Source organism: Pseudomonas syringae pv. coryli str. NCPPB 4273, assembly GCF_000972175.1.
Taxonomy (GTDB): domain Bacteria; phylum Pseudomonadota; class Gammaproteobacteria; order Pseudomonadales; family Pseudomonadaceae; genus Aquipseudomonas; species Aquipseudomonas syringae.
In genome coordinates this window covers 130,809-143,678 of sequence record NZ_AWQP01000053.1, presented here as the reverse complement: position 1 = coordinate 143,678, position 12,870 = coordinate 130,809, and the positions used below count along the sequence as shown (strand labels likewise).

12 protein-coding genes are annotated in these 12,870 nt (G+C 60.0%); 4 read left to right on the top strand and 8 right to left on the bottom strand.

Going from position 1 to position 12,870, the window contains the following annotated elements:
* The 6 genes from P406_RS20815 to P406_RS20790 are packed head-to-tail and all read right to left on the bottom strand — an operon-like array spanning position 1 to position 5,833.
* Positions 1 to 699, bottom strand: coding sequence for an HAD family hydrolase (locus tag P406_RS20815; RefSeq protein WP_046237234.1), 699 nt, complete (start codon positions 697 to 699; stop codon positions 1 to 3).
* Positions 696 to 2,066 (bottom strand): FAD-dependent oxidoreductase, encoded by a 1,371-nt coding sequence (locus P406_RS20810; protein WP_046237233.1) that lies wholly within the window; start codon positions 2,064 to 2,066, stop codon positions 696 to 698. Before P406_RS20810 ends, P406_RS20815 begins: the two co-directional genes overlap by 4 nt.
* Positions 2,047 to 3,153, bottom strand: a complete 1,107-nt coding sequence (locus P406_RS20805; protein WP_046237232.1) for a DegT/DnrJ/EryC1/StrS family aminotransferase — start codon at positions 3,151 to 3,153, stop codon at positions 2,047 to 2,049. The genes P406_RS20810 and P406_RS20805 overlap by 20 nt, the downstream gene beginning before the upstream one ends.
* The gene (locus tag P406_RS20800) at positions 3,150 to 3,662 is read right to left on the bottom strand and encodes an NUDIX hydrolase (RefSeq protein ID WP_046237231.1); all 513 of its coding nucleotides are present in this window, start codon (positions 3,660 to 3,662) and stop codon (positions 3,150 to 3,152) included. The genes P406_RS20805 and P406_RS20800 overlap by 4 nt, the downstream gene beginning before the upstream one ends.
* Positions 3,663 to 4,775: a DegT/DnrJ/EryC1/StrS family aminotransferase gene (locus P406_RS20795; RefSeq protein WP_004410948.1), complete on the bottom strand. Its 1,113-nt coding sequence runs from the start codon at positions 4,773 to 4,775 to the stop codon at positions 3,663 to 3,665. It abuts the gene before it with no gap.
* Positions 4,776 to 4,813: 38 nt separating this feature from the next.
* Complete coding sequence (locus P406_RS20790) at positions 4,814 to 5,833, bottom strand: Gfo/Idh/MocA family protein (RefSeq protein WP_046237230.1); 1,020 nt, start codon at positions 5,831 to 5,833, stop codon at positions 4,814 to 4,816.
* 835 nt (positions 5,834 to 6,668) lie between these two features.
* On the opposite strand from P406_RS20790, the gene P406_RS20785 reads away from it, so the two are divergent.
* Positions 6,669 to 7,820, top strand: coding sequence for an MFS transporter (locus P406_RS20785; protein WP_046237229.1), 1,152 nt, complete (start codon positions 6,669 to 6,671; stop codon positions 7,818 to 7,820).
* Positions 7,821 to 7,826: 6 nt separating this feature from the next.
* Here P406_RS20785 and P406_RS20780 read toward each other — a convergent pair whose 3' ends face one another.
* Together P406_RS20780 and P406_RS20775 are read right to left on the bottom strand one after the other, a co-directional pair.
* Entirely contained in the window at positions 7,827 to 8,660 is an 834-nt protein-coding gene (locus P406_RS20780) for a PhzF family phenazine biosynthesis protein (protein WP_046237228.1), read from the bottom strand.
* Positions 8,661 to 8,763: 103 nt separating this feature from the next.
* Entirely contained in the window at positions 8,764 to 9,243 is a 480-nt protein-coding gene (locus P406_RS20775) for a multidrug/biocide efflux PACE transporter (protein WP_046237257.1), read from the bottom strand.
* 99 nt (positions 9,244 to 9,342) lie between these two features.
* On the opposite strand from P406_RS20775, the gene P406_RS20770 reads away from it, so the two are divergent.
* The 3 genes from P406_RS20770 to P406_RS20760 all read left to right on the top strand — a co-directional run bounded on the left by P406_RS20770 (position 9,343) and on the right by P406_RS20760 (position 12,870).
* Positions 9,343 to 10,227: a LysR family transcriptional regulator gene (locus P406_RS20770; protein WP_003403808.1), complete on the top strand. Its 885-nt coding sequence runs from the start codon at positions 9,343 to 9,345 to the stop codon at positions 10,225 to 10,227.
* A gap of 108 nt (positions 10,228 to 10,335) precedes the next feature.
* On the top strand, positions 10,336 to 10,560 hold the full coding sequence (locus P406_RS20765) for a DUF6434 domain-containing protein (RefSeq protein ID WP_032703038.1): 225 nt from the start codon (positions 10,336 to 10,338) through the stop codon (positions 10,558 to 10,560).
* 216 nt (positions 10,561 to 10,776) lie between these two features.
* The gene (locus tag P406_RS20760) at positions 10,777 to 12,870 is read left to right on the top strand and encodes a hybrid sensor histidine kinase/response regulator (RefSeq protein ID WP_046237227.1); all 2,094 of its coding nucleotides are present in this window, start codon (positions 10,777 to 10,779) and stop codon (positions 12,868 to 12,870) included.

Here is a 12,870-nt window from a genome sequence, read left to right as displayed (position 1 = left end):
TCAGGCACCCCCGGTTTTGGCGTGCGGTATGGGGAAGGGCGTGAAGCGTTCGAGCAGATCGCCCAGGCCATCGAACAGCGGGGCACCACTGAGTCGCAGGCGTTCGCTGTTCTGATGGCCTGTCGCAACCAGCACCGGCGACCAGCCCACGGCATTTGCGACGTCGAAGTCATGCAGTGTGTCGCCGACAAACAGGGTGCGTGAGGCCGGTGTGCCCAGGGTTTTCTGCAGCACTACGGCCTCGGCGGTCTTGCTGGTGGCCTGGTTATGGCTGAGCCCCACGACATGTTCGAAACACTCATACAGGCCCTTCGCGCGCAGGGTCTGAACCAGAACGTCACAGTGCGATGCCGACAGGATCGAGACGCCGATTCCGACCCTGCGTGCTGCGTCGAGAAACTCGATTACGCCCGGTTGCAGCGGGCAGTGGGCAACGTTTGCGTCGAAGTGCGCGAGGTAGTGCTGCACGATGGTAGAGAACGGCACACGGTCCAGGTCGAAGCCGAGTGATGCGTAGAACCCGGCAATCGGAAAGTCGAACCTTGCCCGGTATTGTTCGGCGGTGACAGGCGCGACGCCGAACTGCTCGCCACAGCGATTCACGGCGCAGACGGCAAGATCCAGGTCGTCGATCAACGTACCGTTCCAGTCGAACACCACATGCTCGATGCCGGAGAAATGCAGGATGTCGTCGATCATTGTCGGGTATTCCGGGAAAGTAGGGCGTTGAGAGCGATGCGCGACACAATCGCTGGCGAATACACCCGCGCCGGGTCCATCACCAGGTTAGTCACACTGATCTGCGTTTCCAGCGCACGACGATTGCTGGCCGAGAGCGCACCCAGCCCGGCGCCATACCAATGGTCGAAACGTGTGCGCCAGGTGCGTTCCCCGGAGGTTTCCGGAAAACGAAAATCTTCGGCCGTGGCCATGTTCCAGGCACCGTCAACGACACTGCACAGCAGGCCCTGCAACTGATGGCAGCGGAGTGACTCATCCAGCAGTGCGTCAAGGCGCTCATCGATGCAATCGGCTTCGAGTGCCGCGATGGTCATGCCCTGGCTGTACAGCGGATTCATGCTGCTCAACGCATCGCCCACCACCAGCAGGCCCTCCGGCCAGTGTTTGAGACGGTCGTAGTGAGTGCGGCGACTGCCAGGCATCTTGAACGTAAAGATCTCCGAGAGTGGCTCGGCCTCGCGGATGACGTCATGGATGTCCGGGACGGGCAGGCTGGCCAGTGCCTGAAGAAACTCGTCGGGGTCCTTGCCGGGGAAGTGGCCGAACCAGCCCCCGGTGGTGACCATCCAGCGATCGCCCTCGATCGGGCTGATGACCCCCATCGAGCGCTGGGCCGGAGCGGTGGGCAGCACCAGCAATACTTGCCATTGTTCAGCGAAGGCAGGAAGCCGTTTGTAGATGCGCGATGCGTAGCCCAGTTCGGTCTTGACCACACTGTGCTGCACGCTGCCGAAGCCTGCGTCTTTCAGCCAGGAAGGCATGTGCGTGCCGCGGCCGCTGGCATCCACCAGCAGGTCGCAGGACAGGTTGCGCTTGCCCGAGCCGTCATCGATCACCACGCCGCTCACCTGACGCAGATTGTCGGCACCGCAAAACTCGATGCGCGTGACCCGTGTACCGGACAGAATGCTGACCTGCGGTACGGTCGTCAGGCAACGGCGCAACTGGTTGTCGATGAGCCGGCGGCTGCAGTAGTGAGCTTCGATGCCGCTGCGATAACGGTTTTTCCAGCGGCCGCGTTGATACCACTTCACATCATGTCCGAGGTCCGCAACCTGAGCGCCGCTTTGTTCGAGCGCACTCAGCAGACCCGGATAGATCCGCTCCATGATCTGCTTGCCGCGCAACAGCAGCAGGTGCACATGATGTTCTTGAGGCAGGCTCTGACGCGGGCCTGTCTCGTCGTAAAAGTCGCCTTTTTCGACGACAGTGACACGCTCGAAGCGGCGCGCCAGCACGGCAGCGGTGAGGCAGCCGGTGACACTGCCGCCTATTACTACCGCATGGCCCGAGCGCAGGGCCGGTTCAATCGGGAGAGTAGTCATTGAGCACCTTGGCGATGTAATGCAGATCGTCGTCCAGCAGATTCTGGTGCAGAGGCACCGTCGTCAGTGAACGCAGCAATCTGGCAGCGTTAGGGCAATCGCGTTGATACCGGGTCAGCAGCGGCAACTGGTAAAGCGGCTGGTTATCGTACTTGCCGATGTCCGATTCGATACCGTGGCGTTGTTGGTAGTGCACCAGTTGGCGACCGTCATGCCCCACTGATTGCAGGAGCAGCGAGTAGGCGTTGACTGCGCCGCCTGTGACGACAGGCAGCTCGCGAAACGCCGGGTTGTCGAGCATGGACAGAAGACGATCGCGGTTTCTCATGCGCCGTTCGAGATGCGAATAGAGCTGACGCGAACGGGCCAGCCCCAGCGCCGCCTGCAGCCCGCCCAGCTTCAGGTTGATGCCCAGCGATTCGCCTGTCAGGTTGCCGAAACGGGTATAGGCGCGGATTCGTCTGGCCCGGTCGTCGTCATCGGTCATCACGAAGCCGCCTTCGCCGGTCGAGATGAATTTGCAGTCATGGGTACTGAAACAGCTGATATCCCCATGCCGTGCGAGCCAGGTGCCGTCCAGCCGGGTCATGTGTGCGTGGGCCAGATCCTGGATCAGAGGAATACCGGCTTGGCGCATGATCGCCCAGGTTTCATTCGAGCGAATCGGATAGCCCCACATCGGTACTTCGATGACTGCGCAGGTACGAGGGCCTATGCAGCGCTGCAGGTCTTGCGGATCCAGGCCGAAACTGTCCGGCGCGACATCGCAGAACACCGGCACAAGCCCCAGCGAGAGGATTGGCAGAACCGTACAGATCGGCCCCGTCGGGGCGACGATGACTTCGTCGCCCGGCTGGAAGTCGACACCGGCCAGCGCAGCGGTCACTGATGCCGCACCCGAAGACACAGCGATCACATGCTTGATGCCATACAGCCCGGAAAGCGCCGCTTCGTATTCATCGACCACCTGCGAAGTGCCTGTCAGGCCCGAATGCAGCGCCCGCTCCAGCTCATGCAGGTCATCGATCGAATGCATCGGCCCTTTCTGGGTAATGGTGCGCAGCTGGGTAATGGTACGCAGGCTCATGGTGCCACCTTCATTCCCACCAGATCCCACAGCGCATCGTCTGCAAAAACCCGGTCGACCATTCGCCGGAAATTGGGAAACATCTTCAGGTCTGCGGTTTCTGCATGGCTGAAAAACCGCGCATGCTCGACTTCCCGGTTGTCCGGGCAGGCCTGCAGGTTGGTTGCTGTTACATAAATCAGGTCCAGGTGATAGTGCGGGCCGCGTTTGTCATTGATGTATTCGCACAGCACCCGGTAAGGCTGATGCAGGACGGTGACATCGGTTTCGACATCGGCGAGCTCTTCATCACGCTCGCCGAGCAACTCGGCATGAATGCCCGTCTCTTCGAAAATCTCTCTGAGTACTGCAACGTCAGGGGTTTCGCCCTGTTCGATGTGGCCGCCCGGATAGAGCCAGACGCCCAGCTTGCGGTGATGCAACAGCAGCATCTTGCGCTCCGGGTTCAAGACGAACCCGGACGCGGTGAAATGCCGATCCAGTTGTGAGCGATCGAGTGGTTCAGTCATTTATGCGCCACCGTACTGGTTGATGCGATCAGCCATGTAGTCGAGCTCCGCCCGGGTAATGCCCGGATGAACCGGAATCGTTGTCATGCCTGCCAGCAGCGCTTCTGCGTTCGGGCATTCGTTGCGGTACTGTGCCAGTGCCGGGAACTCATAGAGTGCCTTGCAACCGTAGCGCTTGATGTCGGAAGGGATACCGGCGTCGTCGAGGTAATCGATGAATGCACGGTTGTCGGCGAAGTGCAGCTCCAGGTTCAGGAAGTAATAGTTAGGCAGGCCGCCGTCGATGATTTTCTTCTCCCGGACCTTGCTGTGGTCGAGCCGGGCAAGAAAGTACGCCGCGTTCTCTCTGCGTTTCTGGATCTGCTCATTCAGTGACGCCAGACGGCTGCCGCCCAGCGCCGCCGGCAATGCAGCGAGCTTGTAGTTGAGGCCGAAATCCTTGCCATTGAGGTTACCAAAGCGGCTGTAGTCGCGGCAGCGCTGCGCCAATGCATCGTCGTCGGTGAGAATGAAACCGCCTTCGCCGGTTGCCAGTGGTTTGCGCTCGTGGGTGCTGAAACAGGACAGGTCGCCGAACTGCGAAAGCGGGCGGCCTTCCAGGGTTGTGCCGTGCGAATGGGCCAGGTCCAGAATCAGCTTGATACCCAGCTCACGGGTCAGGGTGCGCAACTCGTCGACTTCCGTCGGATAGCCCCACATTGGAATATCGATGATGGCCTTGGTGCGTGAGGTGATGCGCGCCTTTATGGACGCCGGATCGGCACCGAAGCCGTGGGCTCGGGTGTCGACGAAGATAGGGTTGGCCCCGGCAGCGATGATCGGGTAGATCGTGCACAGCGGGCAGCTGGGCGTCAGCAGAACGTCGTCGCCCGGACCGACCCCGGAGGCGTAGATAGCCACACTTAACGCGGCACCACCTGACGATACGGCAATGGCGTGTTGCGCTTCGAACCAGGCGGCGAGTTTGCTTTCGTATTCGCCGACCACATCGCTGGTCCCCGACAGCGGACGCTCCAGCGTCAGTTGCATGGTCAGCAGGTCGTCCGCATACACCGGGCGATATTTATCCGAAACAGCAGGTCGGGCAGTGGTGTTACTGGAAAGACTGGACATGTGTGCAAGCTCCGAAAACAGGCATTGGTGGCGTAGGGTCAGGCGCTCAGGGCCAGGTCGGGTCGAGCGACGGCATCTGCCTTGCAAATGCTTTCGATGACCTCATAGGTCGGCCGCAGGCTTTCGAAGCTCGCCTCATAAGCGGTGTTGTGACGAACGGCATGGAAGAACTGCTCCAGTTCGCCGAAGTAGCCACTGCGCTCATACCCGGAATCCAGAGGCCCCGGCTGCCAGGCGCCTCTCCAGCGTTTACCCGGACCGGTAGCGCTGGTGCCGTGCTCCGGCTCGTGCATGGTGATATTCCACAGGTTATTGAGCTCGACCATCATCGAGTTCGAACTGACGATTTTCATGTCGAATTCAAAGTAGGGGAACATTGTTCCGCTGAGCAGACTGACGCTGGCGCCGGTGGTGAATTGCAGCTCCAGACTGACCAGTAACGAATCGCCATGACGTTGCACTCGCGACTCGATATCACGCAGCTCGCCGCCGCCGAACGTGACGCCCAGATCGATGGTATGGATGGCCTGTGCGAGCAGGAACGACCTCAACGTTGAGTCGAGCCCCCAGAGTGGCGAGGTGGGTTTGCTGGCGTAGTGGTTGAGCTGGATATGCACGACCTGGCCGAATTGTTCGGCACTGGTCATCTGCCGCAACTGACGCATGGGCTTGGCAAATTTGAAGTTCATGCCGACGCCGGTGATCACGCTCGAGCGGCGACTTGCGTCGATCAACTGGTCCAGTTCGTCAAGGGTGAAGCAAGGCGGCTTCTCGACGAAAACATGGACACCTTTGGCCATCGCCTTGAACGCAACATCGCGGTGAGCCTGGGGCGGGCAGGCCATGACGACCGCATCGAGCCCGGCGTTTGCGAGCATGTCGTCGAAATCGTCCGTGATCATCACATTCGATACAAAACGATTGATCTGCTCGGCTCGGCGGCGATCACTGTCGCAGACCGCCACAATACGAATGTCCGGCATTTGCAAAAGCGTGGGCAGCAGATTTTCCTGCATCTGTGCGCCGAGACCAACAATGCCAACTTTGAGTCCAGTCATAATCATCTCCGTCTTGAAAAGTCAGATGTAGTTCATGGGAAAACAAGGGCGAGCGCGTACACGAATTCCGTAACGGATTAGCCGAAGGGCAAACCGAATGAGTGCAGTGTTCGTTTTGAGTCGGTAGAGCAGGGCAGCAGTGCCCTAAGGTATGAGGCCCGTCAGGCAGGGGGGACTGCCATCATGTGCTGCAGGCTGGCTTGTGACGGGGGGCATCAAGTCAGGGGCGTTCGATATCCGTGGCAACCGGTCAAGCACGTTGCACAGCAGGACAGAAGATTGACGATTGAGGGGGTTCGACACGCGGGGAGGGCCGGAGCCTTTATTGTTCTGACTGATTCCGGTGAGGAACAGTACGCTGGCGAAAGACTCATGCGTTGCGTTACGCAGGGAGCGATGGTTTTCGTTCGGGCAAGTATTCATATATCGAATCCTCCATGAACATCTGGTTCTTCCGTGGCCGCTGACGACTCCCAAAGGGAACATCTCATCGGTTAGTTGCACTAACCCAGTGCGGGAATGAATCTAACCCAGCCTTTTACGCATGGCAATAAACAGGTCTAGACCAAAAAAACATAAAAGAAGGTTACGAAGATTATGCTTTCGTATTAAGTTCATTGAGACACCTTACAATGCTTTTGATATTTAACGATTTTTTCAGTTACCCTTGGCGTTTGCTGGCTTTTTGCCAATCATGGATACACAGATTATTCATGTTTAAGGTGTTTTTGAGCAGGCGTGAATCGATTGCGTATCATAAGTTTGTCTGACGCTTTGGTTTCTGAAGTGCCGAGTTTCGCGACTCGTGGCGACCCAACCCCAAAAAGGAGCATGCATGACCTCTTTCAGCACCGCAGCCCAGGATGCCAAGGCTCGGGCGGAGCAGTCTTCGACGCGTATCGCGTTTTTCATTGCCGGTTTCAGCGTGGCCTCGTGGGCGCCGCTGGTGCCTTACGTCAAACAGCGGATGGGCCTCGATGAGGGCACGCTCGGGCTCTTGTTGCTGTGTCTTGGGGTGGGCTCGATCATTTCGATGCCGCTGGCGGGAGCACTGGCCGCGCGCTTCGGCTGTCGGCGTCTGCTGGTGTGTTCGACGCTGCTGATCTGCCTGTGCCTGCCGCTGCTGGCGACGATCTCCAGTCTGCCGCTATTGATCGCCACGCTGTTTCTGTTTGGCGCGAGCATGGGCGGTGTGGATTGCACGGCCAACGTGCAGGCGGTGATTGTCGAACGCGCCAGCGGCAAGACCATGATGTCGGGGTTTCACGGCCTGTTCAGCCTCGGCGGCATTGTCGGTGCGGCGGGTGTCGCCGGCCTGCTCAGCCTGGGTATTTCGCCTTTTGCTGCGATGCTGATTGTGGTGGTGCTGACCCTGACCGCGCTGGCCAAAGCGGCGCCAAATCTATTGCCCTATGGCAGTCCGTCCGACGGGCCAGCCTTTGCGATCCCGCGTGGCGTGGTGCTGTTCATCGGCCTGCTGTGCTTCACCGTATTTCTGGCCGAAGGCGCGATGCTCGACTGGAGCGCGGTATTCCTGACCTCGTTGCGTGATGTCGAGCCTTCCTATGCCGGGTTGGGCTATGCGGTATTCGCCGCGACCATGACCCTGGGGCGGCTGTTTGGCGATGCAGTGGTAAAACGGGTCGGTTCCAATCGAGTGATTATTCTCGGCGGACTGTGTGCCGCGGCGGGCCTGGCCGTCGCGACATTGATCCCGTTCTGGCAGGCGGCGCTGCTGGGGTATGCACTGGTGGGGGCGGGTTGCTCGAACATCGTGCCGGTCTGCTACAGCGCAGCCGGCCGGCAGAAGACCATGCCCGAAAGCGTGGCGATCCCGGCCATCACCACGGTTGGTTACGCCGGGATTCTGATCGGTCCTGCGGCAATCGGTTTCATTGCCCATGTCAGCAGCCTTGAACTGGCGTTCATGATCGTTGCCGTGATGCTGGTGGGCGTGGCGATCGGGGGCAGCAAACTCAGGACCTGATCGGTATTAAAGCCTGCGCGCCATCCCCGACACCCGGATCGAGCTTCCCGGTTGCTGCGGGATTTCGGCGCGCAGGCGCGACGGGCTGCCCATGTCCTCGCCCTGAATAATGTCTATCAAACCGCCATGCGGCCAGCCGATATCGCGCAGATAGCCGCCCAGTCCTGCCGTGGCAGCGCCCGTGGCCGGGTCTTCGTAGACGCCGCCGAATGCAAACGGGTTGCGCGTGTGGAACAACTGATCGGTCTCGGCCCACGCCAGCAGAATCGTCGCCCAGCCTTCACGGACCATCAGGTCGTGACCCGCCTGCTGGTCATAGCGCATATCCTTGAGCCTGGCCCGGCTGTTCAACGCCAGCAGCAAATGGCCGGCACCGCCATTGATATGCGCGGGGGTCATGCGCTCATCCAGATCGGCATGGCTATAGCCGAACAGCGCAAGGGCTTCTTCCAGCAACGGCGCACTGACCGGCTTGCTGAACGTGGGTGGCGATTGCAGCGCCGCCGACGTCAGTGAGCCCTGCGCATGGCCTTCGACGGTAATCTGCGCCTGATTGAGTGTCAGCTGAAACACGCCATCGCCTTGCTGCGCCGCCAGCGCTGCGCCAAGAGCGATGGTCGCGTGCCCGCAAAACGGTACTTCTGCCAGCGGCGAGAAATACCGCACCCGCCAGCCGCCTTCGACAGGCGCAGCGAACGCCGTTTCGGAAAAACCGATGTCGGCGGCAATCTGCTGCATGACGGCATCATCGGGTAACGCATTGCCAATCCACACACCTGCCGGATTGCCACCGCGATCTCCATCGCTGAACGCCGCCAGTTTGAGTACTTCAGTTGTCATCGAAAGGTGTCCTTGCCTGGGTCAGTAGGGGACAGTGTGCAATGACGAGGATTTGATTAGCCAGTGAGAACATTTGATGCGCGGTATGCGTGTGCCTGATGCCTCACACCTCACACCTCGCCAGACGTCGCTGTACCAGGCGTTCACGCAGTGTGTCGTAGGCCCAGTTGAACAGCAGGGTGTAGGGCAGAAACATCAGCAGCAGACCGATGTCCAGCCAGAACGCTTCCATCAGGCTGATCGTCAGCCACCATGCGGCCAGCGGCACCACGGCCAGAATCAGTCCGGCTTCGAAACCCGTTGCGTGCAGGATGCGGACCGTCAGGCTCATGGTAAATCCGTAGCGGATGCGCAGGCGGTCGAACAGCGCGTTGTAGGTCATGTTCCACAGCATGGCGATGGTCGAGATCATCACCGTCATGGCGCCCATCATCGCCAGCGACTGGTCCATCAGCCAGGCCAGCAGTGGTGCAACCAGAATCACACCGCCGATCTCGAACAGCGCGGCATGCATCGCCCGCTCACGCAGGGTTTTGCTGGCGACGCCGGGTTGCCGGTCGATGTGCGGTTGGCTGTTACTCATGACTACGCTGCCCTTGGTGCTGATGGATGGCGGCATTATCATCGGTGTTTGCGTTAAGCTGAAAATCAATACCATCGGTTAAACCGATATGAGAGCGCCATGAGTTATTCGCCAGAAGCCCTGGAAGCCTTCGCCCAGATTGCCGCGCTGGGTTCGTTCAGCGCCGCCGCACGCCGTCTGGGCAAGAGTCAATCGACCATCAGTGAAGCGATCGCCCGCCTGGAAATCGATCTGGGGCTGGAGCTGTTCGATCGCTCTTCCAGGCAACCGGTCCTGACCGAAGCGGGGAGGGTCATGCTTGGCCGTGTCGATGATCTGCTGTGCGCCTCGGACCGGCTGCGTCGTGCTGCCGCGCGGCTTGCGGCAGGCGTCGAGCCACGGCTGACGCTGGTGTTGTCGGATGCCAACCAGTTTGCCGATTTCGAACGGCTGATGACCGAGCTCGATCAACGCTTTCCAGAGCTGGAGATGGAATGCGTGTTCGCCGAGCATGGCGACGCCATCAGCCTGGTGCAGTCGGGCAGGGCGTCACTGGGGCTGCTGTCGGCGCAAGCCAGCTATCCACCGGAAATCGGTCACGCGACCATTGATGAAAGTGCCGATTTCGGTCTGTTCGTGTCGCACAAACATCCGCTTGCCGCGCTGGAACGGGTCGATTACCAACAGCTGGCCCGCTATCGCGCCTTGCGCCTCAATACGCTGATCGAGCACAGCATCCCCACCGACGACCTTCCCACCAGCGGCCATCGGCATTGGTCGGCACCCAATTACCTGCTGTTGATGGACATGGCTGCGTTCGGCTTTGGCTGGTCGGCATTGCCGCGCTGGCTGGTGTCGCGCTATTCGGGCGGCCTTCTGAAAGAGCTGCAAGTCTCCGGCTGGCCGCGGCGCTCGGCGGTGGACGTCATCTGGTCATTCCAGCGCAGTCTGGGGCCTGCGGGTGCGTGGCTGCTGGAGTCGTTGGTGCCGTTCGCGGGAGAGTGAGGCGGGGTTGCGCAATTTCCTGTACGCCACAAGCCTTTCCAGCCTCGCGACTGCAACAGAATCCGGCTATAAAGAGTGCCTGCAACCCGACAGCAGAAGGAATCAGGCATGGCTTTCGATTGGCACTCCGGCCTCATCACGCGTGATACGCCGGTGAATGACACCTATCGGAACACGCAGAACGTGAGGCGCTTCATGACCTTGCAGTGCGGGGCGTCGTTCAGGTTTGATCGGCCATTCATGGCATGGATCAACAATGGCGAGCCCAAGACCATGGGGCAAGTCGTGGACCAATGGCTGCACCTGCATGCTGCTTCCTCAGCGTCGAACTGACATCGCGCGCCTTGATGGGACAGTTCCTGCAGGGCACGCTCCTGGACTCCTGAAGGCTGTTCACACAATCGTATCTCGCTCTGATCTGGCGAAAACCCACAATATCTGAGCTCAAAACGCCATTATTTTTGCATGCGAGGGTTTTTTCTCGTAGCGTGCTCGTGCCGCCCCGCATGACGGGAAAGCGGCGCAACCAATACCTCAGGTGCCGCCGCTTTGACCCCGACAGATTTACAACATCTCCAGAGCCGATTGGCGGCTCTGGAGCAGGAAAACGCCTCGCTTAAAGAGAGCCTGAGCGTCACCGGTCGGGAGGCCGAATACGCCCTGGCCCAATCCCAGGAGCGCTATCGTTTTCTGTTCAACGCCATGGATGAAGGCTTTTGCATCATTGAGTTCTTTGACGGGCCGCACGGTCCGCTGAGCGATTACATTCACGTCGAAGCCAATCCGGCCTACGAGTACCACGCCGGCATTTCCAACGTGGTGGGCAAGAAGCTGCGCGAGATGGTTCGCGAGGAGGCTGATGGCTGGGTGGAGTTTTACGGTGACGTGTTGCGGACCGGCAAGCCGATCCGTTTCGAGCGCGAGCTGGTGGCCACCGGGCGCTATCTGGCCTTGACCGCGTTTCGCATCGAGCCAGCCAGCCGCAAGCAGGTCGCCGTGTTGTTTCAAGACATCACTGAACGCAAACGCGCTGAACTGGCGCTCAAGCAGCTGAACGAAACACTGGAGGCGCGCATTGTCGAAGCCGTGGCCGAGCGCAATGTGCTGGCCGATGTCGTCAACGGCACCAATGCGATCATTCATGTCGTCGACTGCAATTTTCGCTGGATGGCCATCAATGGCGCTGCCCTGCGCGAGTTCGAGCGCCTGTTCGGCGTCCGGCCGCAAGTGGGTGACAGTATGCTCGACTTGCTCGACGACCGGCCGCACAGCAAGGCTGATCTTGAACGGCGCTGGACGCGTGCGTTAGCGGGCGAGGAGTTCGCCGAAAGCGTCAGCTTCAGTGACTCGAACGATCCGGCCAGCCATTTTGAAATACGTTACAGCACGCTGCGCAATGCTCAGGGGCAGGCCATTGGCGCTTACCTGTTTGCCTACGATGTCAGCGAACGGCTGCGCGAGCAGGAGCGCCTGAGCCAGGCTGAAGAAGCCTTGCGCCAGTCGCAGAAGATGGAAGCCGTAGGCCAGTTGACGGGTGGTATCGCCCACGATTTCAACAACCTGTTGACCGGCATCACGGGCTCGCTGGAACTGCTCAAGACACGGGTAAGCCAGGGCCGTTTCAATGAACTGGACCGCTACATAGGGGCTGCGCAGGATGCTTCCAAACGTGCGGCGTCACTGACTCATCGATTGCTGGCGTTTTCGCGTCGGCAGACCCTGGACCCCAAGCCGGTCGACGTCAACCGGTTGGTCATCGGCATGGAAGAACTGATTCGGCGCACGGTCGGGCCGCACATCACCGTGGAGGTGGTGACCTCGGTCGGGTTGTGGTCAACGTTCATCGATGCACCGCAACTGGAAAATGCCTTGTTGAACCTGTGCATCAACGCCAGGGACGCCATGCCGCGCGGCGGGCGGATTACCATCGAGACAGCCAACCGCTGGATTGACGAGCGTGGTTCGCAAAGCCGCGATCTGATCCCCGGGCAGTACCTGTCGCTGTGTGTGAGCGACACCGGCACAGGCATGTCGCCCGAGGTCATCAATCGGGCCTTCGACCCTTTCTTTACCACCAAACCGCTGGGGCAGGGCACGGGGCTGGGGTTATCGATGGTGTACGGTTTCGTGCGCCAGTCCGGCGGTCAGGTGCGCATCTATTCCGAGCCTGATCAGGGTACGAACATGTGCCTGTACCTGCCGCGTCATTACCTTGGGGCGCCGGAAGAGATCGAGTCTGCAGATGCCTCTGGGTCGGCCGCGGTACAGACCGAGCGCACTGTGATGATTGTCGACGATGAGCCGACCATCCGCATGCTGGTGGCCGAAGTGCTGGAGGATCAGGGCTACATTCCGATCGAGGCGGGCGAAGGCGCATCTGCGCTCAAGGTGATCGAGTCCGATGCGCGTATCGACCTGCTGGTGACTGACGTCGGGTTGCCGGGTGGCATGAATGGCCGGCAATTGGCCGATGCGGCGCGGATCATTCGACCCGACCTCAAAGTGCTGTTCATTACCGGTTACGCAGAGAACGCCATCATTGGCAACGGCCATCTGGATCCGGGGATGTGGGTGCTCACCAAACCCTTCACCATGGAAGCGTTTGCCAGCCGCATCTACGAAATGATCGAGCGCGAAGACTGA